We start from the raw sequence: 26750 nt of genomic DNA on the forward strand, positions 1-26750 counted from the left end.
GACGGTCAGCGAACTTTCAGACAATACCCAGAAAGAGGCGGCAAGCTGAAGCCATGAGCAAACCGACGCAAGCACAACTGGTCGTGGTCGACGACGAACCGTCCATCAGGGATCTGCTGGTGGCCTCCCTGCACTTCGCGGGCTTTGCTGTCGAGACCGCGGCATCCGGCTCCGAGGCCATCCAGGTCATCGAACGCATCCAGCCGGATCTGATCGTCTTGGATGTCATGCTGCCTGACATCGATGGGTTTACGGTCACCTCCCGCATCCGTCAGGAGGGAATCGATGCGCCGGTGCTCTTTCTGACGGCCAGGGATGATACCCAGGACAAGGTCATGGGGCTGACTGTGGGCGGCGACGATTATGTGACCAAGCCCTTCAGCCTGGAGGAGGTCGTGGCCAGAATCAAGGCCATACTGCGCAGGACCCGCGAGCACCAGGAGGATGACCCGATCATCCGCGTGGGCGATCTGGAGATCAACGAGGATTCCCATGACGTCACCAGGGCCGGCCGACCCATCGACCTGAGCCCGACCGAATACAAGCTGCTGCGCTACCTGATGGACAATGAGGGTCGCGTGCTCAGCAAAGCCCAGATCCTGGACCACGTCTGGCAGTACGACTGGGGCGGCGATGCGGCCATTGTGGAATCCTACATCTCCTACCTGCGCAAGAAGGTGGATGGCATCACCGTCAGCGACGGACACGGCGGGGAGCGCAAGGTCACCCCGCTGATCGAGACCAAGCGCGGCATCGGCTACATGATCAGGGCTCCCAGGCAGAACGCATCGGATGGCGGCGATGGTGACTAGTCCCCAGGGTCCGGCCCCCAAGACGGAGCCGTCGGCCGCTCCCGACCCGAGGGCGGCTGACGGGTCCAGGTCCTTCATGGGATCGGACTCCGGCAAGACAGCCGGCTCCGTCAAGCCGAGGGGTCGCTCCATGCCTAGGTCGCCTCTGGCTGCCATCCCCCTAAGCACCAAACTTGTGGCCAGCATGCTCATCCTGCTCATCGTGGGCACGGTGGGCGTCTCTGTAGCCATCTGCCAGATGGCCGACGACTATCTGATGAAGCGCACGGACACGCAATTAATCCGCCAGGCCAACCTGGGAATTCGCAACGCCACCCTTCTTCGCCAGGAGGACCTGAGCAAGAACGGCCTGGGTCCAACCGATTACTTCCTGCAGATCCGCGACAACGACCTGCACATCATTTCGGACGATCTGAATCCCATGCAGGTCAACGGGGTCATCTCCCGCCCGCGCCTGCCCGCCGATGGCAGCCTGGGATCGATACCCCTGGGCCAGCCGACCACGGTACCAGCCTACGTGCGCATCTCCAAGCAGGCCTCGCCCGACCGGGACACCATGAAGCGGGCCCGGGCCTCCTGGCGGGTGGTGGCCATGCAGTGGAAGCTGCGGAACGAACTGGACGATTCCGAGATCAGCGGCGTGCTCTTCATCGGCCTGTCCATGAGCGATCAGGACGAGGCTGTGCATGATCTGACGGCTTTCTGCATGATCATCTCCGTCGTGGTGGTCCTTCTGGGAGGAGTCATCTCGGTCCTGCTGATCCAGTCCACCCTGGTTCCACTCAAACGCATCGAGAAGACCGCTGCAAAGATAGCGGCCGGCGACCTTTCCCAACGCATTCCCAGCTTCCCGGAGAATACCGAGGTGGGTTCCCTGGCAGCATCCCTGAATGCCATGCTGACGCGAATCGAGCATTCCTTCGAAGAGCAGCGCCAGACCACCGAGAAGATGAAACAGTTCGTTTCGGATGCCAGTCATGAGCTGCGCACACCGCTGGCCGCCATCCATGGCTATGCAGAGCTCTACAGGATGCAGCGCGACTATCCAGGGGCTCTGGAGCGGGCCGACAAATCCATTCAGCACATCGAGGACTCTTCCACCAGGATGACGGTCCTGGTCACGGATCTGCTCTCGCTTGCACGCCTGGATGAGGGCAGGGGAATCGACACGACCCTGCCGGTCGATCTGACCGGACTGGTGGGTGACGGGGTGGACGACTTGCATGCCCTGGATCCGGGAAGGGATGTGGCTACAGGAAAGGTTTGCCTGGACACCGAGGATCAGCCAGCCCCCCAGGAGGTCCCGGTCGCAGCCAACAAGGGTCTGCCGGGCCTCAAGGCACGCAGCAAGGAGAAAATCACCGTGGGTGGGCACCTTGGTCCATCCGTCAGCCTGGACATCCAGGAGGGCCCCCTGCCCCCGGTACAGGTGACTGGCGACCCCAGCCGCCTGCGTCAGGTGATCACCAATATCGTGGGCAATATCCACCGCTACACTCCGTCTGATTCGCCGGTTCAGGTGGGATTGGGCCTGGTCAAGGCGACCATTGCTCCAGCGGATCTGACCAGGCTGGAGGCCACCGAATCCTCTCTGGGACACCTTACCGAGGCGATCCAGGTGGCTGAGAACAGCCATGTGGGCACTGACTACGCCATCATCCGGGTGGTCGACCACGGGCCAGGCGTCCCGGAGGAGTCCAGGTCCAGGCTCTTCGAGCGCTTCTATACGGCCGACCCGTCCAGGGCTCGGGAGAAGGGCGGCACGGGGCTGGGCCTGGCCATTGTGCAATCGATCGTCAAGGCTCATCAGGGGTTCATCTGCGCCTCGCAGACCCCGGGAGGCGGTTTGACCTTCACCATCGTCATACCCCAGGGCGTCAGGCGGAATCAGGGCGGCGTTGAGGGTTAGGCCAATCCTGCCACCAACCGCCCCGTACGCCTATGACAAGATGGGTCGTCCTGCCCGTCCTGTTCAGGTAAACTGATTTCGGATATACCTGTTCAAGAAGCAACGTAAGGAAGTGGCAGAGCATGCCCAGCGGGAGAGTACGGTGGTACGACGCCAAGCGGGGGTTCGGGTTCATCACGGATGAACAAGGTGGGGATGTCTTCCTGCCCTCGTCAGCCCTGCCTGCCGGGGTATCCACCATACGCAAGGGATCCCGGGTGGAGTTCTCGGTGGCTGAGGGCCGCAAGGGCCCCCAGGCCCTTGATCTGAAGCTGGTGGGGCCGACCCCTTCCATTCTGCGTGCCAAGCGACCCGATCCGGACGATATGGCCGCCATCGTGGAGGATCTGATCAAGCTGTTGGATTCGGCTGGCAACGGCCTGCGTCGGCACCACTATCCGGGTCGGGCCGAATCCGCCAAGCTGGCCATCCTCCTGAGGGCTGTGGCCGATGACTTTGACGTGCCGGACTGAGTGGACGGCGAGAAGAATCCGACGTGGATCGGTTGATCCGGTCCCACTGATGATGAAGGTGTGATAGATGGTTCAAGAGGACCTGGATCCTGAGGAACTGGCCAGGCAGGTGGCTCTGAGCGTGGCTGCCGACAGCGATGAGGTCGGTGCGCTGGTCGGCCGCACCCTGATCGGGGATGGAGTCTGGGACTACCGGTTTGCCTCGGCCATCAAGGGCTACGAGGGCTGGCAGTGGTCGGTCACCCTCTACCGTGATGAGGATGCCGATACCTGGACTGTGGATGAATCGTCTCTGGTGCCCACCGATGCGGCCCTGCAACCCCCGGCATGGGTTCCCTGGAAGGATCGCCTGCTGCCCTCGGATCTGAGCGTGACCGATGCCATGGGAACCGACCCCGACGACCCCAGGCTGACGGCCGGATACAGGCCTGCGCAGGCTGAGCCTAGGAATCCTGAAGTACAGCAGACCCCGGAGGACAATGAAGAGGGCCGGAAAGCATCAGCCTCGGTTGATGCTGACGGTACTGATGGCACTGATGCGGAGACCGACGGTGCGATCTTCCGCCTGGTGGACCGCTCAGGTGACGAAAAAGACGTTCACGGGCAGGAACCGAACGAACAGGTCTCCTTCGATGCCCAGACCTCTTCCGACGACCTGGATGAGGCCGTCGACCGCTTCGCTCTGACTCGTCGGCACCTGATGACCGCCGAGGCCAGGTCCGCCACTGCCAAGCGCTGGTACGAGGGGCAGCACGGCCCCAAGTCCCTGTCGACCCGGACGGCCAAGGGCAAGGCCTGCGAGACCTGCGGCTTCATGATTTCCCTGGCAGGTGATCTGGGGACCATGTTCGGTGTCTGTGCCAATCGTTGGAGCCCGGACGACGGGCGTGTGGTCTCCCTGGATCACGGCTGCGGCGAGCATTCTGAGATCGAGCCCCAGGAGGAGTCCCATCTCTGGGTCCAGTCCGAGCCGGCCTATGATGATCTTCATATCGATGTGGTCAGGCAGAAGCCCCGCGAGGAGCGCCCTGAGGTGGAACTCATGGAGCAGATGCAGTCGGAAGACGGCCCAGAGGACTGATTCCAAGGCCCCGTTGCGTTCAGAGCGCAATCCCCGGTGGGCCGAGAATAAACGTCACCGTAAATCTGTAGAGTGAATTACGGATCAAAGGGAAGGACAAGTATGTTCGAACGGTTTACCGACCGTGCGCGGCGGGTGATTGTGCTGGCGCAGGAAGAGGCCCGCACTCTGCAGCACAATTACATCGGCACCGAGCACCTCCTCCTGGGCCTGATCAGGGAAGGTGACGGTGTCGCCGCCAAGGCCCTGGCCTCCAAGGGCGTGGAACTGGATGCCACCCGCAAACAGGTCGAGGAGATGATCGGTAAGGGCAATGCGGTTCCCAATGGGCACATCCCATTTACGCCGCACGCCCGTCAGGTCCTGGAGCTGTCGCTGCGTGAGGCGCTTCAGCTGGGTCACTCTTACATTGGCACTGAGCACATTCTGCTGGGACTCATCCGCGAGGGTGAGGGTGTCGGCACCCAGGTGCTGATCAAGATGGGTGTGGACCTGGGCGATCTGCGGACCGCCACCATTGACATGATTCGTGGCAACCACGAGGGCGGCGACGCCGGCAAGGGAGATCTGGCCAATGCCGGTGGTGTTGCCAACAAGGGCGGACAGACCGGTTCGGCCATTCTGGACCAGTTCGGCAGGAACCTGACCCAGGAGGCCGCTGAAGGCAAGCTGGACCCCGTCATCGGCCGGGCCAACGAGATTGAGCGGGTCATGGTCGTCCTGTCCAGGAGGACCAAGAACAACCCGGTGTTGATCGGCGAGCCCGGTGTAGGCAAGACCGCCGTGGTCGAGGGCCTGGCGCAGAAGATCCACGAGGGCGACGTGCCCGAGACCCTCAAGGGCAAGCAGGTCTACTCGCTGGATCTGGGCTCCATGGTGGCCGGTTCACGCTACCGGGGCGACTTCGAGGAGCGTCTGAAGAAGGTGCTCAAGGAGATCAAGACCCGGGGCGACATCATTCTCTTCATCGACGAGATCCACACCATCGTCGGCGCAGGTTCTGCCGACGGGGCCTTGGGAGCCTCTGACATGCTCAAGCCTCTGCTGGCCCGTGGCGAGCTGCAGACCATCGGAGCGACCACCACCGACGAGTACCGCAAGTACATCGAGAAGGACGCAGCCCTTGAGCGGCGCTTCCAGCCCATTCAGGTTTCCGAGCCCACCATCGCCCAGACCATCGAGATCCTCAAGGGTCTGCGCGGCCGCTACGAGCATCACCACCATGTCACGATCACCGACAAGGCCCTGCAGTCGGCGGCCGAGCTTTCTGCACGTTACATCCAGGACAGGAACCTGCCTGACAAGGCTATCGACCTGATTGATGAGGCCGGCGCACGTCTGCGCATCAAGCGGCTGACCGCCCCGCCGGAGCTCAAGGAGCTGGATGCCAAGGTGGATCGCATCTCCGCTCAGAAGGACCAGGCCATCAAGGACCAGGACTTCGAGAAGGCAGCTCAGCTGCGCGACAGCCAGGAGAAGCTGGAGGCCGAGCGCAAGGAGAAGGAGCAGGCCTGGCATGAGGGCGAGTCCGATGTCAAGATGGTTGTCGACGAGGATGTGATTGCCGAGGTGGTCTCCTCGACCACCGGCATCCCGGTCTTCAAGCTGACCCAGGCCGAGTCCAAGAAGCTCCTGGGTATGGAGAAGGAGCTGCACAAGCGGATCATCGGCCAGGATGAGGCCGTGTCCGCCCTGTCCCGCTCCATCCGCCGCACCCGTGTGGGCCTCAAGGATCCAAAGCGTCCCGCAGGTTCCTTCATCTTCGCCGGTCCCACCGGCGTGGGCAAGACCGAGCTGGCCAAGGCTCTGGCCCAGTTCCTCTTTGACGATGAGGATGCCCTGATCCGGGTGGATATGTCCGAGTTCTCGGAGAAGTACTCCACCTCTCGTCTCTTCGGCGCCCCTCCGGGGTACGTGGGATACGAAGAGGGTGGCGAGTTGACCGAGAAGGTCAGGCGCAAGCCGTTCTCCGTGGTCCTCTTCGACGAGATCGAGAAGGCTCATCCGGACATCTTCAACACCCTTCTGCAGGTGCTGGACGACGGTCACCTGACTGATGGACAGGGTCGCATGGTGGACTTCAAGAACACCATCATCATCCTGACCACCAACCTGGGAACCCGCGACATCGCCAAGGCGGCCAATACCGGCTTCAACGTGAGTGGCAACACCGAGACCTCCTATCAGAGGATGAAGGACCAGGTGACCAGCGAGCTCAAGCAGCAGTTCAGGCCCGAGTTCCTGAACCGCCTGGATGACATCATCGTCTTCCAGCAGCTGACCGAGCCCCAGGTCCGTCAGATCGTCGATCTGGACATCGCTCAGCTCAACGACCGTCTCTTCGAGCGCCACATGTCCCTGGACCTGACCGACAAGGCCAAGGATCTGCTGGCCGAGAAGGGCTTCGATCCGCTCCTGGGTGCCCGGCCTCTGCGTCGCGTCATCCAGCGGGACATCGAGGATGCCGTCTCCGAGAAGATCCTCATGGGCGACCTTACGGACAATGAGTCCGTCCAGGTCGACGCCGAAGGCGAGGGCATCCTGGGTGAATTCACCTTCACCGGCAAGCCCTTTGAGGGACCCCGGCATGCGGCCAGCTCCGCTGATGGGCAGGACCAGAAGTCTGAACTGGTCGGAGCTTCGGTTGGTTCCACCGACGCTGATGTTCCGCCAGTAGGCGAGGCTGACAGCCGGAGCCAGGATGGTCATGGTCCTGAGCAGTCCGGCCAGAGTTCGCCTGCCAGTGATTGAGACAGAGGGTTAAGTCCTGACGCAGCTTACTGAAGAGGGACTGGAGCACTGTAATGCGCTCCAGTCCCTCTTATTCTGTACTGCTGAGCATTTGCGTTGATTGCTGCGATGTCGTTCCTGGAGCCTCGTTGGGGTATATGGCATCTATTGGCAGAATGAGCTCGCATTCGCTTTTGCCTTACGAGTCCACCGAAGGGCTCGATCATTTCCTTATATGAATCTCAAGTCTGAGATGCAATCGACAGTAAGTGACGCTAGTGTTCCCGAGTCAGCATTCCATTCATAACGGTTCCTTTGCCCGAACAGCCGACAACTCAGCAAGTTGCGTGATTGAGCACTTAGCTAGGCGTGAAGAAGGCCTAGCCGACTGAAAGGACTGCGGGCTAAGCGCTTGGTGCAGCCTTTTTGCTCAGAACAAGGGATGCAGCAGCAGGGCCAGCAGGTAGAAGGCCATGAGAGCGATGAACAGGATGTCCATCCTGCCCAGTCGCAGCAATCGGTAGTGGGTGCGCTCTTGACGGCTGCCTTCATAGCAGCGGGCGTCCAGGGCCCGGCTCAGGTTGTCAGCGTGTCGTAGGGCTCCAGCGAAGACGGGGACCGTGATGGCTATGGCTGCATGAAGGCGTTGTGAGAGCGATCCCGACTCGATGGATCCGCCGCGGGCGGCCTGGGCTTCCACGATGGCCTGAACTTCACGTCCCAGGGTGGGGATGAAACGCAGGGCCAATGAGAGGACCAGGGCAATCTCGTTGGTGTGAATGCCCAGCTTGGACAGTGGGCTCAGCAGGGATTCGCAGGCATCGGTCATCTGTGTTGGGGTGGTGGTCTCCACCAGGAGCGCCCCCAAAAAGATGATCAGCATGAAGCGGCAGGCATAGAGCACAGCCACCCAAATTCCTCCTGTAGTCAGCACAAATGGACCCCAGGCGGCCAGCCTGCGGCCGGTCTGCGTGACCAAAAGATTGAACAGGGCCAGCAGAAGCATGAGGACCAGAAAGCCTTTGACCGAGTTCATAATGGAACGCAGTGGGGCTCGGGCGGCGGCAAAGAGGCCGACAGTGACCACCAGCGCGAGAACGAGCTGCGTCGGCGTGGAAATGGCGAAGGCGGTGAACATGGCTAGGAGGAAGGTCACCAGCTTGGCTCGCGGGTCAAGTCTTGCCAGCAAGGATGGAGGTTTCTGGTCGGTCTGAGCTTGATTCACTTCCTGCTTCGCTGTATCTGTAGTGAGTAGCTGGTGGTAACGTTCCACGACTTCGGCAGTCGGCCCATAGTCCAGCGTTTCCCCATGCTCCAGGAGTAGCGTCTGGTCGGCCAGATCCAGGGCCTCGCGATCGGCGTGGGTGCTCATGACGATGGTGACCCCGCGCTGATGGAGTACACGAAGCAGCCTCATGATGCGTGCGCAGGCCTGGGGGTCGAGACTGGCGGTGGCCTCGTCCAAAACGAGCAGTTGTGGGCTGCAGGCCACAACTCCGGCGATGGCCACCAGCCGCCGCTGACCCCCCGACAGGTCGAAGGGGGAGCGATCAGCAAGATCACTGATGCCCAGCAGTTTCATGGCCTCATCCACCCGTTGCTGCACCTGCTCGGACCCATAGCCCAGGTTGTGCGGGCCATAGGCGATGTCCTGGGCAACGGTATCCGCAAAAAGCTGATGTTCCGGGTATTGCATGACATAGCCGACCTTTTGGCGCAGAAGCTTCAGATTCTGGCGCCGCAGATGCTTGGCCTTGGGTCGGTCGGGCCCGGCCAGGGGCAGGCCGGCCACCTGGATGGAACCGCTGTCTGGGGCGGCCAGGGCACAGATGAGCCTGGCCAGTGTGGACTTGCCGGATCCGTTGCGCCCGATGATGGCCAGGGTCTGTCCTGCCGCCAGCTCCAGATTCACCTGGCTGAGGGCTTTGCTTCCAGCATCCGGAAAACTGTAAGAGACATCCGACAACTTGACCATGGGACTAGTGTGGTTGCCGACTGCGGTTTTGGCGTCCGTATCTGATGTCCTGCTTTGTGTCAGTGGATTTTGGTCAGGTTCGCCAACAAGGGCAAATAGATCCTGACTGTTCAGGATCTGATCAGGTCTTCCGGAGGCCACGATGCGTCCATGGTCAAGTACGAGGACCCGATCGGCCTGTCTGGCCTGCTCGAGCAGGTGGGTGATATGGACGACAGCCGTGCCCTGGGCTGTCAGCCGGCAGAGGATTGATTGGATCTCCTGTCGGCCGGCTGCATCGAGCATGGCACCAGGTTCGTCCAGCACCATCATGCCTGGATTCATGGCCAGGCTGCCGGCCAGGGCCAGTCGTTGCTGCTGTCCGCCAGACATGCGGGTGGGATCATCATTCATCCGCGTCTGCAGATCCACCTGCCTCAGGGCCGCTGGCACGCAGGAGAGCATTCTCTGACGGGGCAGGCCCAGATTCTCGGGTCCGAAGGCCACGTCGTCCTGGACGACAGTGGTCACGATCTGGTCCTCGGGGTTCTGAAAGACCATGCCGATGCTCCGTCGCGCCTGCCGGTAGGCCTCAGTGTCGATCCGGCGGCCCTGGTCCGAGGTATCGGAGCAGACCACCCGGCCCATAAGCTCGACCTGGCCTCGGTCAGGTGCCGTCGCACCCGAGAGTATGCTTCCCAGGGTGGATTTGCCGGAACCATTTGCTCCCAGGATGCACAGGTGCTCGCCTGCATGCACCTCCATGGTCAAGTTGTCCAAGGCCCAGGTCTGGCCTCCGTCATAGGAGAAGGAGACCTGATTCAGGCGGGCGACCGTTGTCTTCGAAACCGCAGAATCCGAGCCTGCGGATTGGGTCATGGATGCTGCCATGACGTTCCGAACCGCCGAGGCTTACTTGTTGATCAGCGTGGAGATGGGCTTGTAGATCAGGAAGGTGACCACGCCGTGGATGGCGAACTTCATCAGGTTGAAGGGCAGGAGGATGGGCACGATCATGGCGACCACCTTGGCCATGGACATGTGCGCATAGAAGGGGGTGATCACCACGTTGCACAGGATGGCTGCGATCACGCCCAGAATGGCGCCGGTGAGGATTCCGATGACCGCTCCCTTGCGGCTGTGCATCCTGCGGTAGACCAAGGCTGCCGGCACACTCAGGGCCAGGGCCACAATCATCGAGATCAGAGCGCCGAACGGGTTGGTGAACAGGTGCGGTACGAATCCCAGGATGGAGATGATGGCTGCAGCCGCCGGTCCGAAGGCGAAGCCGCAAACCAGCACGACGATGCCTGAAGGGTCGTATTTGAGCCAAGGGGCGGCAGGAAAGATCGGGAAGGAGAAGAAGCTCAGAACCATGGCCAGGGCTACGAAAAGCGCGTAGACCGCGATTCGCTTGGTCGACCAGCGTCCTGAACCGCCTGCACCTGTGGAGTGGACATCGTTGAAGCGCGTGTCCTTGTTTGTAGTGGTGTGTGAATGAGAATTGGGCATGCTCATAGAGGGCCTCGTTTCTTCCATCCGGACTGTAACCGTTGGCTTCGGATTTTGACCGATATCCACCGCTTGCGCGGGTCGCGGGCTCCCGGCATTCAGCCGGATACCGCCAGTAAGGACTTTCACCTTCCCTGAAACTGACGCTTTCAATATAGCTGCGCTCCTTGGAATGGTCAATTCCCTCTTGCTGCCGGTGCATTTGCAGACACGCCAGGAAGAAAGTAAAACCATTAAAAATCTAATGGCCGAAGAAGTGCAGCGCGCTTGAAAGTTCCGCCCGCTACTTGTCCTGACTCCCTGCCTGGAAATACTCCATCGAGCTGACCGGGCCCGCCAAGCGGAAGCCGTCATCCCCATAAATCACCTTGGTGACTGCGGTGTTGTCCATGTCAGGGATGGGACAGTGGTCATCGATGGCCACCAGGAACTGTTGCAGGCACATGCCCGAGGAGACCACCAGGACGGGCCCGCCGCCCTCTTCGAGGGCAGACTGGGCGATGCGCGTCAGTGCGCCGATCATTCTGCTACGGACCTGGGCCGTGGTCTCAGCCCGATCCTCTTTCTCCAGTCCTGCGGACAGGACGTCCTGGGCATCCAGCCGATGGAAGGTATCCTGCATATGGACGGGAATGTCCCTGCCGTAGGTTGCCTTGGCTGCGGCGAAGTCCTTGAACCCCATGGCGGCGCAGACCTGGTCCAGAGTGGTGCGCTCGTCCCGGCCCTCGAAACTGCCGAAGTTGTCCTCGCGCAGGTCAGGGTCCACGCCCACACGCAGATCTCCATTGCCGGACATGTCAAGGGCCAGGCGGGCCGTTTCATACTGTCGGCTCAGATTGCCGCTCCAGGCCGCACGGAAACGAATGGGGCGCAGTCCCCGGCCGAACTGGCATACATCCTCACGACCTCGCCTGGTCAGGGGGAAATCGGACCAGCCCTGCATCAGATGCATGACGTTGGCCGTCGTCCTGCCGTGCCGGGTCAGGTAAAGGGTTGTCGAACCTGCTTCAGCGCCCGGTTCGGCGACGGATTGTGATGAAGATGCTCCATTGTTCATAGTTCATCACCCTACACGGCCCCCTTGCCGGGTCACCGGGGTACAGCTATGGTCAGGACCTGATGAAACGGCCCCCGTCGCCCCAGGTCCAGGTGCCGCCGCCGGCTCCGATCTGGAAGTTCATTTTGGCTATGCCCAGGTCGACTGCGGACCCGTAGGAGACCGAGGGGTCCAGGGTGGCGATCGCATCGCCTGAATCCTTGTCCAAGGCGAAAACCACCGGCTGTCCGTTCATGGCCGAAGGAGCCTTGGCGGCGGCAGCCACGCCGGCCTTGAACCATTCCGGAGCATCCCGGCGGTCCTGCGCGCTCATGGCTGAGGTCAACTCCTCATAGCTCTTGGAGGGTCGATGCTCGCTCTGTCGTTGGCAAAGCTTGTCGAAGTCCTGGTTGCCGTAGCCGATCTGGTCAGCCGGATAGCCGATGGTGACCACCAGATAGAGCGACTGGCTGGGGGTTATCCGACAGTGGCGCTCGGCCGCCTTACGATCCCAGCTGCCCGACACCCATCCTGTCCCCAGTCCGTACAGGGTGGCGGCCAGAACCATGCGCTCACCATAGAAGCCGGCTTTTTCCAGGCTTTCCCCTTCATCTTTGGGTCCGACCAGGGCCAGGTAGTTGGCCGCATTGGCCAGGTGACCGGAAGCGTTGTCGGCCGCAAAGGCGTCGGGTTTGCCCAGGACCAGCTGCATGTCCAGGCCACTCAGCGTATTCAGGGCGTTCAGGGTGCTGCCCAGCTGTCTGGCCAGGTCGGGATCGATGGGTTTGGGGTCGTATTCTCTGGTGGTGATGCGCACGTTGACTGCGTCAATAAGCTGTGTATGTTCGGTCATAACCTCATTATCCCACCCAATTCCGCTTCCTGCAGGTGGTGGCACAAAGGCCGGCGGAAGAGTCCACGCCTGGTCCGGTTTGTGCCGCTGCCAGGGGTCGCAGAGGCATGGCTTGGGGTACAATCGCTACCGTGCCGGTTCGGACCCTCATCTTTGATCAGCTAAGGAGCAGCAATGATTGAAACAGCGCAGGCTTTCGGAGTGGATATCGGTGGATCCGGTATCAAGGCTGCCCCTGTTGACCTGACGATCGGCGATTTTGCAGAGCCTCGCAAGAAAATTCTGACTCCCGAGCACTCCACGCCAGAGGCTGTGGGGGTTGTGGTCAAGGAGCTCTTGGATCGATTCGAGGTTTCCTCGGATGTGCCTGTAGGCATCGCTTTCCCGGCTCCTGTCAAGCCTGACAAGCCGCTCGATTTCATGGCCAACCTGGACCAGGCCTGGGTGGGTACCAATGTTCAGGAGGTCCTTTCCAAGGCCTGCGGCAGGCCCGTCAGTGTCGTCAACGACGCGGACGCAGCTGGTCTGGCCGAGGTGCAGTATGGGGCGGCCAAGGGACAGAAGGGTCTGGTCATCGCCACGACACTGGGCACCGGCATCGGCACGGCTCTGATATACAACGGCGTGCTGATTCCCAACAGTGAGCTGGGCCACCTGACGCTGGACGGCAAGGATGCGGAAAAGTACGCAGCCTCTTCGGTGCGCGACCGCAAGAAGCTGAGTTATAAGAAGTGGGCCAACCGTCTGACCAAGTACTACCGACTGCTTGAGCACTACTTCAATCCCGATTTCTTCGTCGTCGGCGGCGGTGTCAGTCGGATGAGCGAGAAGTTCCTGCCTCACATCGACATCAAGACTCCCATCGTTGCTGCCAAGTTGCGCAATCAGGCCGGCATCGTTGGCGCCGCCTATCTTGCTGATCTACGGCAAAAGCATCTGGGGTGAGGCAGGGCTTTTTCTGCGACTGTCCTGTATTGGGCGTTCTGGCGACTGCCGGATCGGAGGAGGAGCTGAAGAATCGTGCATTTTTCTCACCGTACCGGGTCCGACCACCCCAATCGCATTGCTCTGGCCGAGTCGGAGGCACGTTCCCAGGGTCTCAAGCTGGGCAGGTTGAATGATTCCAACCCCACGCACTTCGGGCTGGCCCCCTCATTCCTGTCCCAGGTATATGAGGCGGAACCGAGAGGACCTCGTAAGGCCCGACAGGCCCTAGCCGAGTTTCTGACCGGGCGTCAGGAATTGAGCCAGAGCGAGGACGGTGCGGCGGTCGATCCTGATGACCTCTACCTGCTCTCATCCACATCACAGGCTTATTCATGGCTGATGAAGCTCCTCTGCGACCCGGATGACGCCATTCTGGAGCCCAGGCCCGGATATCCCTTGATCGAATCCATTGCCGGCCTGGAATGCATCCGAACAATCCCATACCGCCTGGCCTACGACGGGTCCTGGGTCCTTGACCTGGCCACGGTCAGGCAGGCCCTGGAGGGACCCGGAGGCGATCGCATCCGTGCTCTGGTCCTTATCAACCCCAACAACCCTACCGGTTCCTACATTCATCCGGAAGAACGCCAGTCACTGATGGAACTCTGTCGACGGCAGGGGGTGGCCATCATAGCGGATGAGGTCTTTTTCGATTACCCTCTGGATCCTCTGCCGGGTCGTGCCCGGTTGGCTGGTGAGGATCGGGTGCTGACTTTTGCCCTGGACGGGTTCTCGAAGAGCCTGGCAGCTCCTCACGCCAAGGTGGGCTGGATCCAGGTTTCCGGGCCGGCCAACCAGGTTGCCGCCGCCAAGCGCCATCTTGACCTGATAGCCGACGATTACCTGCCCATGAGCCTTCTGATCACCAAGGATATGGAAGCCATGCTCTCGGATATCCCTGGCCAGACCAGTCGGGTGGGGGAGCGTGTCAGGGGCAATCTCGAAATCCTCAGACAGACACTGGACCAAAAGCAGTCCTGCGTCTCCCTGCTCAGGCCTGAGGGCGGCTGGAACGTTCTGCTGCGTTTTCCCGAGGTCATCGACGAGGAGGATCTGGTCCTTCGCCTGATTGGGTCATACGGGTTGACCGGCCAGCCGGGATACTTTTTCGACATGCCAGGCAACGGATATCTGGCCCTGTCGCTCCTGCCGGAATCCTCGGAATTCCGCCGAAATGTGAACTCAGTTGTCTCAGCTATAGAAAAAATATTGTGATTATAACCCTCCTCTTGCCTGGTTTGCTCCGATAATAAGTTCTGAACAATTGTCGGTTATGGAAGGGGGAGATTGGCACGGCTCAATGATGAGCCACTGATTGCAAGGCTGCACACGAAGGAGTGATAACGATGATAGACGAGAATAAGGATCGAAGGGGAAATCCAGCCGAGGGGGTTGGTGCTCGAGTCGGGGAAGACATCAAGGCCATGGCCTCTGTAGATGAGACCGGAGGTGCTGTGGCGAATCAAGGCGTGGATCCAAGCCTGGCTCCGGATACGGGCAGAAGGCTCAACAATGCGGAGAAGGTCCGCTTTGCCATTGGCTTCGTCCTGGTATCCCTGCTCTGGGCCGCGCCCTTTACCATGGGGTCCGGGGTCCTCCTGCCTCAGATTTTCAATTCCCTGCATGGAGTCAGCGCTGAAGCGGCTCTGGGGACAATGAATTCGATTGGCTGTGTGTTCGCCCTGGTGGCCAATGTTGTTTTTGGCGCTCTCTCGGATATGTCCAGGTTCCGGGTCGGCAAGCGCACCCCCTGGATCGTGCTGGGCGGCATCATCGGCGCTCTTGGCTTCCTGCTGGTCATCCAGTCCCATACACTTCCCATGATCATCTTCGGCTGGTGCATTGTTCAGGTGGGCATCAACTGCCTGATAGCCCCGGCCGTGGCGGTCCTCTCCGACAGGATTCCCGAGTCGACCAGGGGAACCTATTCGGCACTCTATGGGGCCAGCCAGGTCATCGGCCAGCAATTGGGAACCATCATCGGCAGCTCGTTCATGGCCAACATCCACACCGGCCTGGTGGTCGCCATGATCATCTTCCTCTTTTCTGGTATTCTCACCGTGTTGATCTGGCCCCGGGAGAAATCGGCTGCCAACACGGTCGTGGAACGAACCTGGGCGGATGTCGGCCGGTCCTTCATACCGCCCACCAAAAACAGCCGCGACTTCTACCTGGCGCTTCTGGGCAGGTTCACCTTCGTCGTCGGCTGCTTCATGATTCAGGGCTACCAGCTTTACATACTGCAGAAGTACTGCCACCTGAGCGATGCCCAGGCCGCATCCACACTCAAGGTCATGGCCTTGATTTCGGTGGTGACAACCATCCTGGCGTCCGTGGTCTCGGGTCCCCTCTCGGACTTCCTGCACAGGCGGAAGGTGATCGTAGCCACTAGCTGTCTGATTCTCGCCGTCGGCATACTCTTCCCCTTCCTGATGCCAACCGCCACGGGCATGTACTTCTATGCCGCCCTGGCCGGAATCGGCAACGGCTGCTACATGTCAGTCGACCAGGCGCTGAACGTCGATGTGCTGCCAAACGCCAAGGAGGCCGGCAAGGACCTGGGCATCCTCAACCTGGCCAATACGATCGGCCAGGTGATCGCCCCCGGGTGCACCACGCTGGTTATTGGCCTCTTCGGCGGCTACAGGATGATCTTCCCAGTCGCCATCGCCTGCCTGCTGGTGGGAACCGTCTTCATCATGATGATTCGCAAGGTCAAGTGAGTCTGAAAACCTGTAATCCGGACCTGTGCTGAGCAGTGGCCCGGCTAATCGAACCCGAAAGGAAAAAGACATGACAGAAGAATCGCATACCAAAGCCAAGGATCTGAATCTGCAAGAGGAGGCCTCGCTGACCTCGGGAGCCGACTCCTGGCACCTGCAGGGGCTGCCCGACAAGGGCTATGAAGGCTATATGATCACCGACGGCCCCTACGGACTGCGCAAGGCCACTGGCTCCGATGTCTATGGCTCGGTCCCGGCTACCTGCTTCCCCCCGACCGCTGGACTGGCCTCTTCATGGAACCCAGATCTGACCTACCAGGTGGGCCAGGCCATGGGCGAGGAGTGCATCCAGGAGAAGGTGGCCGTCATTCTGGGCCCCGGCATCAACATCAAGCGTAGCCCGCTGGGCGGCCGAAACTTCGAGTTTTACTCGGAGGATCCTGTACTGGCCGGGCATGAAGCTGCAGGTCTGGTCGAGGGGGTTCAGTCCAAGGGGGTGGGCACCTCTCTGAAGCACTTTGCAGCCAACAATCAGGAGACCGACCGGCTCAGGGTCAGCTCTGACGTGGACGCGCGCACCCTGCGCGAGATCTACCTGCCGGCCTTCGAATATGTGGTCAGGAATGCCAAGCCCTGGACCATCATGTGCGCCTACAACAAGATCAACGGGGTCTTCAGCTCGGAAAACCGCTGGCTGCTGACAGACGTTCTGCGCGGGGAGTGGGGCTACCAGGGCATGGTCATGTCCGACTGGGGTGCCGTCCACAACAGGGTCCATGCCCTGCAGGCCGGGCTCAACCTGGAGATGCCGCCCTCCCGCACTGACGACCAGGTGGTCCAGGCCGTACAGGCTGGCAAGCTGGACAAGGAACAGCTGGACCGGATGGCCCAGGGGATCCTGGACCTGATCGACAAGGCCCGTCCGGCCATGTCCCAGCAGGGTTATCGCTACGATGTCCAGGAACACAACAACATGGCCCGTCGCGCGGCCCAGGAGTCCATCGTCCTCTTGCGCAACGAGGACCGGATCCTGCCTCTTGATCCGAAGGAGAAGGTCGCCGTCATCGGCGAATTCGCCCGGACTCCCCGCTACCAAGGTGGCGGTTCTTCGCACATCACGCCCACTGAGGTCTCCTCGGCCCTGGATGGCTTCAAAGAGGCTGGCATAAATGTGGACTTCGCTCCCGGGTTCACACTGGACGAGAAGGAGCAGGATCCTGCCCTGACCCAGCAGGCGCTTGATGTTGCGCGTGGAGCCGACACCGTGGTGCTCTTCCTGGGTCTGCCTGAATACGCCGAGTCCGAGGGTTTCGACCGCACCAGCATGGATCTTCCCGACAAGCAGGTGGCTTTGCTCAAGGCCGTGTCCGAGGTCAATGACCGGGTGGTCGCCGTCCTCTCCAATGGAGCCGTGGTGACTGTTGCCGACTGGATGGAGAAGACCAAGGGTCTGCTGGAGACCTGGCTGCTGGGACAGGAGGGAGGACGCGCCGTGGTGGATGTGCTGACCGGTGCCGCCGACCCCTCGGGCCATCTGCCTGAAACCATTCCTGTTTGGTTGGAGGACAACCCCACCATCACCTCCTTCCCCGGCGAGGAGGGTCACTCCCGTTACGGTGAGGGCGTCTACGTGGGCTACCGCTACTACGACACCTTCCAGCGTCCGGTGGCCTTCCCCTTCGGATTCGGCCTGTCCTATGCCGACTTCGACTTGGATCAGGTCGTGGTGACCAAGACCGGAGCCAACTCGGCTCGGGTGGAGGTGACCGTGACCAACACCTCGCAGGTGGATGGCGCTCAGACCGTGCAGGTCTATGTGGCCCCCTGCGCCAGCCGGGTGAATCGGCCTAGCCATGAGCTCAAGGCCTTCACCAAGGTCTTCCTGAAGGCGGGACAGTCCAGCCGGGTGAGCATGGACCTGACCGAGCGCGACTTCGCTTACTGGTCGACGGCCATGGATGCCTGGCATGTGGAGGCGGGCACCTACCGCATCCAGGTGGGTACTTCCAGCCGCGATCTGGTTGCAGAAGAGAACCTGCAGGTGGATGGCGACGGCCGGTTCATGCCACTGAATGCCGAATCGACCATGGCCGAGTGGCGCGAGAATTCGATTGGCGGACCTATCCTGCGCGATCGTATCGATCAGGATGGCATACCGCTGCCCGACGATCCCAACACAGCTCAGCTTTTCGACACCATGCCACTGGCCTCGGTCATCACCTTATCGGGTGGCGATGGCAATGGCATCGTGGCTGACATGGTCGACCGGTATCACCAGGCCCTCAAGCAACAGGGTCTGGACTCCTGACATCACTGTCGGCTGGGCTCAGGGTGCTATAAACCAGACGGCTACGTTCATGGCCTGACTGAGGTCGAAGTGCTCCAGCAGGACCATGGCGTTGATGAATGTCAGGACCAGTCCAGCCAGACAGGCCAGTGTTAGCAGGCTCATGACGGCCGCTCCCGCTGTGGAGCGGCCGTCTTCGTATGTTGAGGATGCGGTGGCCATGACCACAACAGCTGCCAGGCAGATCAGCCAGGCGAAATCGATGGTGTAGCGCACCGAGAATCCACCCAGATATGAGTCTGCAACCATGACCAGGACTGCCAGGGCCAGGGCCATGATCGAGGCGGGCATCCATCCCCGACGATGCAGTTCTTTTCGCACCCGAGGCAGAGCAAGAAGAGCAAGGGCCAGTACAAGTACCGGGGTGGTGACCAGAAGCCCGCCCAGGCCGGGTTCGGTGAAGTGCCAGACCCGCATGGGAGCGGGGGAGAATTGCAGGTAGGGGAAGACCGGCAGGGTCGTCAACGGCTGCAGCAGGTAGTAGCCAAAGATCTGCAGCAGGCCGCGGGTGCCGGGATGATAGTTGGTCAGGTCCAGGACGGTCATCTGATACCGGTTGCCGAAGTCCAGCAGGGATCCGAAGCGCCAGCGGTTGTACAAGAGCAGGGGGGCGGCGACCAGGAGGACCGGCAAGAGGCCGCAGACCAGCAGGGACAGCGCCCGCCTCCGAGACAGGTTGGCAGGCTGGTTCCCGCGCGTGAACAGGGCGTTGATGACTGCCCTTATCTCCTTGGCAAACAGGGGCAGCGCCAGCAGTCCGGCAGCCAGGAAGGTTGGTCGGCAGCCCAGGGTGGCAGCCACTGACAGCGATCCCAGGAAGAGCCGTGATCCGGACAGATGCCAGGGTCGGTCCCCATCCTCCACGGTCCACATCCGTGTTGATCCACGACCCGAATGCTCACCGGCGTCCACAGATTGTCGCTGGATCCGTCTGGCCCCCATCCAGAGCCAGAGTCCTGTCATGACCGCCAGCAGGGAGGCATCGAAGGGAATCGTATAGAAGTTGCGGCGGCACCAGAGGTAGACCATGCCGGATCCTCCCAGCATGGTCATGAGGGCCATGCCGACCACGGCCAGGTTGACCCGGGGAAACCAGCGGGCCAGCAGGCGGATGGTGGCCAGGGCGGTCATGATGGTTGCCGCCGCGACCAGCAGGGCCGCAGCCGAGCTGGTGGGCAGGGCATAGCCGCCCGGATGCACCAGGCTGGTTATCACACGGTAGGGCAGGAAGAGCAGCAGCACTGGCAGGACACCGAAGTAGGAGTACCAATGGCCGTTCCGGTAGACGTAGTCCCAATATATGGGTTGCTGGTCCTGGGCCAGCAGCGCGTTGCGGGTGGCTATGTCGAAGGGGTTGGCTGCCTTGGCCAGACCCGGTGCCTGGCCAAGGTCCAGCCAGGGGCGTCCATGCAGCAGGGCCTGGGCCACATGATCGTACTGGTTGAAGTCGTAGACGTATGCATTCGGCTGGTGGTAGGCCATGGGAGTGAAGGTGGACAGATCGTGCTGGATGTTCCAGCAGGACCAGGCTGCCAGCGGAGCCAGAATCAGGGCCAGGGCCAGACGCTGGCTCACCGAGCCGGTGTCCAGCGGGGTCCGCCAGAGGACCGAGCCGGGCAGGTAGCCCAGGATCAGCGCCACCAGACAGGCCAGCATCAGTATCCGCGCCGGGTTGAGGTCCAGGGGGACCACCTTTGCCGGGGTCATTCCGGTCAGCTGCATCCGGGCTCCGATGGGCTCCTGTATCCACAGTCGCATGGCCTGGATCCGGGCTCCGCTGGGTTTGCCTCTGATGCGCAGGTAGTGGCTGCGGGACTGACCGGGGCAGATCAGTCCTCGGGTGCCCTGGGTCCAGCCCTTGTCGCCGGCCAAGCGCAGATCCAGACGTACATGGATCTGCGACAGGAATGAACCCTCGATGTCCTCTGCAAAGTGGGCCTGGACGAAGGATGCCTTTCCATCTGCGACGGGGACATCCACCCAGGCACCAGCCGGATCGGTGATCTTTAATCCTCCGCCGTGCAGCGGGGACAGCCCTGGGCCCAGCCTGTCCGGTCGGGGCTGGATACTGCCCGCAGTCCCTGCCGAAGAGCCCGAGGCGGAACCCGCCAGCGACTGCCAATGAGCCAGGTTGAATACCCCCAGTTCGAGGATAAGCACAACAATAAGTGCTACCAGCAGTCGGATGGTCGTGCCCCTGGCCGGGGTGGGGCGTCGCAGGGCTGGCAGAGTCATCACGGTTTTATTCTAACGGCGACATGTCGGGCTGGATTGGGACAATCAAAGGTATGTCCAAGAACGCGAAGAAGTCCCGGGGGTTCGGGAATCTGTCCGGCCTGGGCCGTTCCATTCTTTCCGCACTGGAAGGACTGGTAGGCTCCTCTCGGCCGACCACAGGGGGTCGTGGGGATCGTCCCCTGGATTCTTCGGTGGCCGACATGGTCGATCTGATCAACCGCACGGGGCGCCATCCTGACGATCGGCAGATGCGCGAATTTCTGGCCTCCCACAGCCGTATTCTGGGTGTCGCCGTCAAGCGCCGGCTTTTTCCCCGCCTGCAGGGCTTGCCCGAGGGGCTGACGCTGGGCTGGGTTCAGTGGCCTGATGCGCCCGGCCGTGGCTTCGCGTTGGGAATCTTTACCGATCGTCGTCACTTTGCTCAGATCGCTCTGGCCGACGACCATGGCAGGGTCTTCATCGGCGAGCAGAGCCGGATGGACCTGCAGAACATGGAGCCTGCCTTCTTGCTGGGCCGGGAGGAGGAGGTGACCCTGGCCGACGGTCGTCGGCTGGGCCGCGATCCGGGTCAGGATTCGGGACCGGTCCGTGCCTTACAGGGTGCTGTGGCAGGCCGTGACGATGCCGGCCATATGCGTTGGTTGGCCTCCTGGCTGCGAGCCGATGGGCGCTATTCGCTTGAGCAGCTGCGTCCACTCCTGCCTCCGGAGATGCGCCTGGACCTGGAGTACCGGGATGCCGTGGCCATCGCCTTTTTCGCCGCCTACCTGCTGCCGCGCATCCAGGGAACCTTCACCGGGTTCGGCTCGGGCAACATCTTCTACCGGCTCAACCGGGAGGCGCCAATGGGTGCCATCCGACGCAGTGTGGGCGACATGATCCAGGCGCGCTCCCACGGACAACGGGTCTCCGGCCTGGAGGATCTGTTCGCCGACCTGATGCGCGAGGCCGGGGCCTTATCACCTGTCTCCGGTCTTGAGGCTGTTCACGGGGCCGAGCCCCTGCATCTGTATGCTTCCTCGTATTCCGGCGCCTACTTCCTGAGCTGGGACAACGGACTGGAGTTCACCGCCGCCCTTGCGGCCCTGCGTATCGAGGGCAATCTCAATAGGTTCGCCGCAGTCAGCGCCTGGCTGGAGCGCAATGCCCGCCTGGGGACGCTGCCCACCGAGGACTCGATCAACCGCGTCCAGGCAACCCGGCTGGACCAGGCTCTGTTGGACGATCCTGCCATTGTCGCCCTGATGCGCCCCGGGGACTATCCGATTCGCTTCGATCCCCTGGAGGACGACGGGCGGACTGCCATCAACGCCATGGTTGACAAGGCTGCGGCTACCGCCGTCATGGTCCGTCAACAGGCTCCCCAGGCTCTGCCGGTGCGAGCGGACGGCCAGGGTCAGGAGCCGGTGCGTTCCGAGTGGGTCTACCGGCAGACGCTGTCCATGCTCATGCGATCCCTCCGGCTGCCCTTCCGCTTCGATGTGGAGTTCAGATCCGATCTCGCCCAGGGGAAGGTGGCCCTGGCTTTCACTGCGGCAGGACGCACCATGATGCCCTCCAGCCGCTATGAGGATCAGTCACGGGCCTGGCGGGACCTGGACGACGGTGAGCGTTCCGCCATGAGCGCTGACTACAACCTGCGCGTCGGACTGATGATGGCTGCCCTGGCATTCGGGGTGGATCCGGCCGTGCGCGAGGTCAGCCTGCAGATCGACTCCATCGGTCTGGAGGAGGCTGTCGACCAGCAGAACTCGGCCATCAGGACCATGATGGGACAGGCCCTGGAGGCCTTTGAGCGCATGCGTTCCGGCGAGGTGGCCCCCACTGGGTCCAAGGCTGATCCCAAGGATGGCGACGTGCATGGCGATCCCACCAAGCCCATCGCCTCCCGTATGGCTCCTGAGCAGCAAGAGGGCAATGAGGAGGACAAGGCCGAGGATCAGGGTGAAAAGGAATCCGTTGATCGAGAATTCAAGGATCTCATGCAGGGTGTGGACCTTGACACTGCAGCCTTTGCGACGCCATCGTCGGCCAATGGGTCCGATGCGGATGAGTCGACCACCGATGAGGCATCCAAGGAGGATGCCTCGGATGAGGATGTCTCTGCGGATCAGACTGGCGACGACGCGTCCCGGAATCCACTCAGCGCCTTGCAGAGCAATCCGACCATCCGCACCCTGGTCTCGGTGGTCTTCAGCAGGGAACTCTTCCTCTCCCGCATCCGTTCGCAGGGTCTGAAAGAACCACGTGGCATATACCGCTTCTTCGATGCGGCCATGCAGGTGGATTCCCAGGGTGGGCTCAAGCCCACTGAGGCCGTGTTCGACATGCGCGATGACCGCTTCAGTCCCCACGGCAGCCAGGAGGAGCCCGAGTTTTCCGAGGTGACCTTTGCCGACAAGTCTGCCAAGGCCCTGGGTGCACATAAGGCCGTGGACCTTTCCATCCAACGGGCCGACCTGCTTCAGAGGGCTGTAGGAGGTTTCCACCAACTGGCCTCGGACCGGACCATGACATCAGCAGCCAAAGCCCAGGAGGCTACAAGCATCATCGAAAGCATCGGCGACCCGGAGCTGGAACAGTTGTCCCCGCAGGTTGCCAGCGCCATGATCGACGGCAGCTCTGTTCCAGACTTTGACTTCTCCCTGTCCTCCCAACTGGACAAGGAGCGTGTCAGGGCCCGCGATCTGCTCTTTTCTGGCGGAGCGGCCCAGGGCATACAGGTGGAGCAAGACGCCATCGCCCATCTGGATGCCGTCTTTGCGGCTGAGGGCCAGGTGCCCCGCTACTTCAATTCATACGCCGAGCGTGTGGTCTATAACCGCCTCTTCGCCACACCGGGGGAGCGGACCCTGCTCATTCCTGACAACCTCTTCTACGCCCACCTGGAAATTGCCGACCTGCTGGCCCAGCTCAAGGAGGATCAGGCTGCCCTCAAGCATCTGAACGCCATGGTGGCCTATGCGCCCGCCTACCCGCTCTCCCACCTGAAGCTGGCGGTCATGCTGGCCAACCGGGAGGACTGGGATTCGGCCCGGGCTGCCACCCTGAACGCCCTGCGGGTGGCCCTGGACCGTGACGATGCCTCCTTCGCTTACTACCGTCTGGCCTATGCCTCATGGATGCGCGATGAGTTCGACGTGGCTGCAGCGGCTTATTTGATGAGCGAGCACATCAGTCCCGACCGGATACCGGCCCTCAAGAGTGAGCTGGCCGAGCTGCAGGCCAGGGCCCGCTCCCAGTGCGTGGTCCTGCCCGAAGACCACCGGCAGGCCCGTCGGGTGCTGGCCGAACATGGCCTGCCGGTCTGGCCTCACACCGAGGTGGCCTCCATAGTGCGCCAGGCCGCGCGCATCTGTGTGGACGGCGGGCTCTTTGTCCCCGCCCGAACACTGTCAATGGCGGCCGCCAGGATGAACGACGACGATAATGAAGGTGTTGATGTGGTACAGGCACAGTTCATGAGGTCGCTCAATGCATGACAAAACAGCTCAGGAAGATAATCGGCAAACCAGTGATGAGGGCGGGAATGCCGAATCCAGGCCCAGGCCGGGTACTGACCGATGGATAGCCTCCCTCCAGCCCGACGATGCTGATGCCATGCGACTGGGGGAGCTTGACCTTGACTCCTTGGGAGCCCAACAGGCCCAGCGCCTCTGGTCCAGGCTGGCCGCCTGGGTCGAGTCCGACCAGGTCGCCTACTATATAGACGATGCGCCGGTCTCCTCCGACGCGGCCTATGACGCCAGGATGCGTTGCCTGCAGGAGCTGGAGTCCCGCTTCCCCAGCCTGGATACCCCCCAGTCGCCGACGCACCGGGTCGGGGGGACCTTCTCCAACGACTTCGCCTCCGTTCGTCACCCCTCCCGGATGCTCAGCCTGGATGACGTTTTCAGTGTCGCCGAGCTGCGCCAATGGTATGACGGGCTTCGCAACGAGCTCGATTGGCCGCAGGACAAGGCCCTGCCCATGACCAGCGAGGTCAAGATAGACGGCCTGGCCCTTAACCTCCTCTACCGCAACGGGGTCCTGGAGCAGGGCCTGACCAGGGGGGACGGGGTGACCGGCGAGGACATCACCCTCAACGTCAGGACCATTCCAAGCATTCCCCAGAACCTGTCGGGCCCGTCCCGCGACATCCCCGAATTCGTGGAGGTCCGCGGCGAGGTCTTCATGCGGTTCGATGACTTCAACGCCTTGAACGGGCAGCAGGAGCAGGAGGGCAAGGCGCCCTTCGCCAACCCCCGCAACGCCGCCGCCGGATCCCTGAGGCAGAAGGATCCACGCATCACGGCCAGCCGTCGTCTGAGCTTCTACGCCCATGGCCTGGGCTCCCTGAGGTGGGGCCCGGCCCATCCCAAGGGGTCCCATGACGAGGTCATCGACCAGTCCCAGGCCTACGACCTCTATAAGCAGTGGGGGATTCCGGTCTCACCCCACAACCGGGTCGTCACCTCCTTCGACCAGATTCTTGACATGATCGACTATTACGGCCAGCACCGCAATGACATCGAGCACGCCCTGGACGGCATCGTGGTCAAGCTTCAGGACCGGGATCTTCAGCGCAGGCTGGGTGCCACCTCCCGTGCCCCCCGCTGGGCCGTGGCCTACAAGTACCCTCCGGAGGAGGTCAATACCCGGCTTCTGGATATCACCGTCCAGGTGGGCCGGACCGGGCGGATCACCCCGGTGGCGGTTCTCACCCCGGTCACCGTGGCCGGGTCCACGGTCTCCAGGACCACTCTTCACAACGCCTCCGAGGTCAAGCGCAAGGGCATTCTGATTGGGGACACGGTGGTGGTCCGCAAGGCAGGCGATGTGATCCCCGAGCTGGTCGGACCGGTCGTCGAAGCCAGGAAGGGGCGCGAGAAGGACCTGAGACCCTTCATCATGCCCGATACCTGCCCCAGCTGCGGCGCTCGGCTGGCTCCGGCCAAGGAGGGCGACGTGGACATCCGCTGCCCCAATGTGGAGTCCTGTCCGGCCCAGCTGACCGAGCGGATCATCCACATGGCCTCGCGAAAGGCCCTGGACATCGAGCACCTGGGGGAGCAGAGCGCCATAGCCCTGACCAATCCGGATGAGAACCGGCCTGATTCCGTTGAAGTCTATGCCCCCGGCCTGCGTGAGGTCCTGGTTGACCAGGGCGGCCAGGCTGCTGCCTACCAGCCGGACCCGGATTTGAAGCTTCCCCCGCGTCAGGATCCGGTCCTGACCAGCGAGGCCGGCCTGTTCGACCTGAAGGTTGAGGACCTGCGTCAGGTCTATGTCTGGCGTGAGGTTCCCCTGATGGAGCAGGTGGAGGTGGAAGGTCGGCAGGGTCGCACCACGACCAAGCGTCGGACTGGCGGCAGCGGTCTCTGGTACCGGGTGCCCGCCTTCTATAACCAGGGCGAGCGGGCCATGAACAGTCATGAGACCCAGGTCCAGGAGGCCGCCCTGGGCACTGCCGATGCCCAACCCTCCAGGAACACCCTGCAGATGCTGGAAGAGATCGACAAGGCCAGGCATGCCGACCTGTGGAGGGTTCTGGTTGCTCTGTCCATTCGGCACCTGGGACCGACCTCGGCCCGGGCCATAGCCACCCGCTTCCCGTCGCTCAAGGCCGTGGAGGAGGCCAGCGTGGAGGACCTGTTCGAGCTGGACGGGGTGGGCCCGGAAATTGCGCACTCCGTCCACGACTGGTTCCAGGGCGCTCGACAGCCCGGCGACTGGCGTGGACGTATCCTGGATGCCTGGCAGGCCGCCGGGGTGGGTGCTCACGTCGAACGCAGCACCAAGCCGCAGACGCTGAAGGGCATGACCGTTGTGGTCACCGGCAGTCTGGAGGACTTCTCCAGGGACTCCGCCAAGGAGGCCATCGTGGAGCGCGGCGGCAAGGCCTCGGGGTCCGTCAGCAAAAAGACCACCTATGTGGTGGTCGGCGCCAACCCGGGATCCAAGGCCGACAAGGCTGAGAGCCTGGGCCTGCCCATCCTGGACGAGGCGGGCTTCCACCGCCTGCTTGACACCGGCGACCCCAAACCGGCCCAAGGTTGATTGTGACATTCGCAATA

At 62.0% G+C, this 26750-nt stretch carries 16 protein-coding genes and 1 riboswitch; of the genes, 11 read left to right on the plus strand and 5 right to left on the minus strand.

The window, feature by feature from the left end; genetic code table 11:
* Positions 1-53: 53 nt before the first annotated feature.
* From H3U90_RS06525 to H3U90_RS06545, 5 genes are all read left to right on the plus strand, one after another.
* Positions 54-812, plus strand: coding sequence for a response regulator transcription factor (locus tag H3U90_RS06525; RefSeq protein ID WP_198177501.1), 759 nt, complete (start codon positions 54-56; stop codon positions 810-812).
* Positions 793-2721 carry a sensor histidine kinase gene (locus H3U90_RS08360; protein WP_269748820.1) on the plus strand — a complete coding sequence of 643 codons (1929 nt, stop codon included), beginning with the start codon at positions 793-795 and terminating at the stop codon, positions 2719-2721. The genes H3U90_RS06525 and H3U90_RS08360 overlap by 20 nt, the downstream gene beginning before the upstream one ends.
* 122 nt (positions 2722-2843) lie before the next feature.
* Positions 2844-3233: a cold-shock protein gene (locus H3U90_RS06535; protein WP_198177502.1), complete on the plus strand. Its 390-nt coding sequence runs from the start codon at positions 2844-2846 to the stop codon at positions 3231-3233.
* A gap of 67 nt (positions 3234-3300) precedes the next feature.
* Positions 3301-4314 carry a DUF3027 domain-containing protein gene (locus H3U90_RS06540; RefSeq protein WP_198177503.1) on the plus strand — a complete coding sequence of 338 codons (1014 nt, stop codon included), beginning with the start codon at positions 3301-3303 and terminating at the stop codon, positions 4312-4314.
* Positions 4315-4416: 102 nt separating this feature from the next.
* Complete coding sequence (locus H3U90_RS06545) at positions 4417-7065, plus strand: ATP-dependent Clp protease ATP-binding subunit (protein ID WP_198177504.1); 2649 nt, start codon at positions 4417-4419, stop codon at positions 7063-7065.
* A 409-nt stretch (positions 7066-7474) separates the two neighbouring features.
* Here H3U90_RS06545 and H3U90_RS06550 read toward each other — a convergent pair whose 3' ends face one another.
* The 4 genes from H3U90_RS06550 to H3U90_RS06565 form a co-directional block, all read right to left on the minus strand.
* Positions 7475-9889 carry an energy-coupling factor transporter ATPase gene (locus H3U90_RS06550; protein ID WP_232340456.1) on the minus strand — a complete coding sequence of 805 codons (2415 nt, stop codon included), beginning with the start codon at positions 9887-9889 and terminating at the stop codon, positions 7475-7477.
* Positions 9890-9910: 21 nt separating this feature from the next.
* A complete protein-coding gene (locus tag H3U90_RS06555; RefSeq protein WP_415873745.1) occupies positions 9911-10537 on the minus strand; it encodes an ECF transporter S component in 627 nt (208 codons plus the stop codon).
* Positions 10522-10656: riboswitch (FMN riboswitch) on the minus strand. (Overlaps the previous gene by 16 nt.)
* A gap of 137 nt (positions 10657-10793) precedes the next feature.
* A complete protein-coding gene (locus H3U90_RS06560) occupies positions 10794-11567 on the minus strand; it encodes a histidine phosphatase family protein (RefSeq protein WP_198177506.1) in 774 nt (257 codons plus the stop codon).
* 52 nt (positions 11568-11619) lie between these two features.
* Positions 11620-12399: a nitroreductase family protein gene (locus H3U90_RS06565; protein WP_198177507.1), complete on the minus strand. Its 780-nt coding sequence runs from the start codon at positions 12397-12399 to the stop codon at positions 11620-11622.
* A 174-nt stretch (positions 12400-12573) separates the two neighbouring features.
* Here H3U90_RS06565 and ppgK point away from each other — a divergent pair, with 174 nt between their 5' ends.
* The 4 genes from ppgK to H3U90_RS06585 all read left to right on the plus strand — a co-directional run bounded on the left by ppgK (position 12574) and on the right by H3U90_RS06585 (position 18417).
* Positions 12574-13344 (plus strand): polyphosphate--glucose phosphotransferase, encoded by a 771-nt coding sequence (gene ppgK / locus H3U90_RS06570; RefSeq protein ID WP_024626544.1) that lies wholly within the window; start codon positions 12574-12576, stop codon positions 13342-13344.
* Between the two features lie 75 nt (positions 13345-13419).
* Positions 13420-14601, plus strand: coding sequence for a pyridoxal phosphate-dependent aminotransferase (locus H3U90_RS06575; RefSeq protein WP_198177508.1), 1182 nt, complete (start codon positions 13420-13422; stop codon positions 14599-14601).
* Between the two features lie 131 nt (positions 14602-14732).
* The gene (locus tag H3U90_RS06580) at positions 14733-16109 is read left to right on the plus strand and encodes an MFS transporter (RefSeq protein WP_232340455.1); all 1377 of its coding nucleotides are present in this window, start codon (positions 14733-14735) and stop codon (positions 16107-16109) included.
* Between the two features lie 70 nt (positions 16110-16179).
* On the plus strand, positions 16180-18417 hold the full coding sequence (locus H3U90_RS06585) for an exo-alpha-(1->6)-L-arabinopyranosidase (RefSeq protein ID WP_198177509.1): 2238 nt from the start codon (positions 16180-16182) through the stop codon (positions 18415-18417).
* Positions 18418-18435: 18 nt separating this feature from the next.
* Here H3U90_RS06585 and H3U90_RS06590 read toward each other — a convergent pair whose 3' ends face one another.
* The gene (locus tag H3U90_RS06590; RefSeq protein WP_198177510.1) at positions 18436-20694 is read right to left on the minus strand and encodes a hypothetical protein; all 2259 of its coding nucleotides are present in this window, start codon (positions 20692-20694) and stop codon (positions 18436-18438) included.
* Between the two features lie 50 nt (positions 20695-20744).
* Between H3U90_RS06590 and H3U90_RS06595 the strand changes: the two genes are divergently transcribed.
* Together H3U90_RS06595 and ligA are read left to right on the plus strand one after the other, a co-directional pair.
* Positions 20745-24176, plus strand: a complete 3432-nt coding sequence (locus H3U90_RS06595; protein WP_232340454.1) for a tetratricopeptide repeat protein — start codon at positions 20745-20747, stop codon at positions 24174-24176.
* A complete protein-coding gene (gene ligA, locus H3U90_RS06600) occupies positions 24169-26733 on the plus strand; it encodes an NAD-dependent DNA ligase LigA (protein WP_198177511.1) in 2565 nt (854 codons plus the stop codon). Before H3U90_RS06595 ends, ligA begins: the two co-directional genes overlap by 8 nt.
* The last annotated feature ends 17 nt before the right edge of the window (positions 26734-26750 follow it).

The organism is Bifidobacterium sp. W8103, from assembly GCF_016100775.1.
Lineage (GTDB): Bacteria > Actinomycetota > Actinomycetes > Actinomycetales > Bifidobacteriaceae > Bombiscardovia > Bombiscardovia choladohabitans.

Excerpts from the sequence above, each read along its gene's own strand:
- ligA (WP_198177511.1), top strand. The coding sequence starts at position 24,169 with ATGCATGACAAAACAGCTCAGGAAGATAATCGGCAAACCAGTGATGAG.
- H3U90_RS08360 (WP_269748820.1), top strand. The coding sequence starts at position 793 with ATGGCGGCGATGGTGACTAGTCCCCAGGGTCCGGCCCCCAAGACGGAG.
- H3U90_RS06585 (WP_198177509.1), top strand. The coding sequence starts at position 16,180 with ATGACAGAAGAATCGCATACCAAAGCCAAGGATCTGAATCTGCAAGAG.
- H3U90_RS06545 (WP_198177504.1), top strand. The coding sequence starts at position 4,417 with ATGTTCGAACGGTTTACCGACCGTGCGCGGCGGGTGATTGTGCTGGCG.
- H3U90_RS06560 (WP_198177506.1), bottom strand. The coding sequence starts at position 11,567 with ATGAACAATGGAGCATCTTCATCACAATCCGTCGCCGAACCGGGCGCT.
- H3U90_RS06555 (WP_415873745.1), bottom strand. The coding sequence starts at position 10,537 with ATGGAAGAAACGAGGCCCTCTATGAGCATGCCCAATTCTCATTCACAC.
- H3U90_RS06550 (WP_232340456.1), bottom strand. The coding sequence starts at position 9,889 with ATGGCAGCATCCATGACCCAATCCGCAGGCTCGGATTCTGCGGTTTCG.
- H3U90_RS06565 (WP_198177507.1), bottom strand. The coding sequence starts at position 12,399 with ATGACCGAACATACACAGCTTATTGACGCAGTCAACGTGCGCATCACC.
- H3U90_RS06525 (WP_198177501.1), top strand. The coding sequence starts at position 54 with ATGAGCAAACCGACGCAAGCACAACTGGTCGTGGTCGACGACGAACCG.
- ppgK (WP_024626544.1), top strand. The coding sequence starts at position 12,574 with ATGATTGAAACAGCGCAGGCTTTCGGAGTGGATATCGGTGGATCCGGT.
- H3U90_RS06540 (WP_198177503.1), top strand. The coding sequence starts at position 3,301 with ATGGTTCAAGAGGACCTGGATCCTGAGGAACTGGCCAGGCAGGTGGCT.
- H3U90_RS06580 (WP_232340455.1), top strand. The coding sequence starts at position 14,733 with ATGATAGACGAGAATAAGGATCGAAGGGGAAATCCAGCCGAGGGGGTT.
- H3U90_RS06595 (WP_232340454.1), top strand. The coding sequence starts at position 20,745 with ATGTCCAAGAACGCGAAGAAGTCCCGGGGGTTCGGGAATCTGTCCGGC.
- H3U90_RS06535 (WP_198177502.1), top strand. The coding sequence starts at position 2,844 with ATGCCCAGCGGGAGAGTACGGTGGTACGACGCCAAGCGGGGGTTCGGG.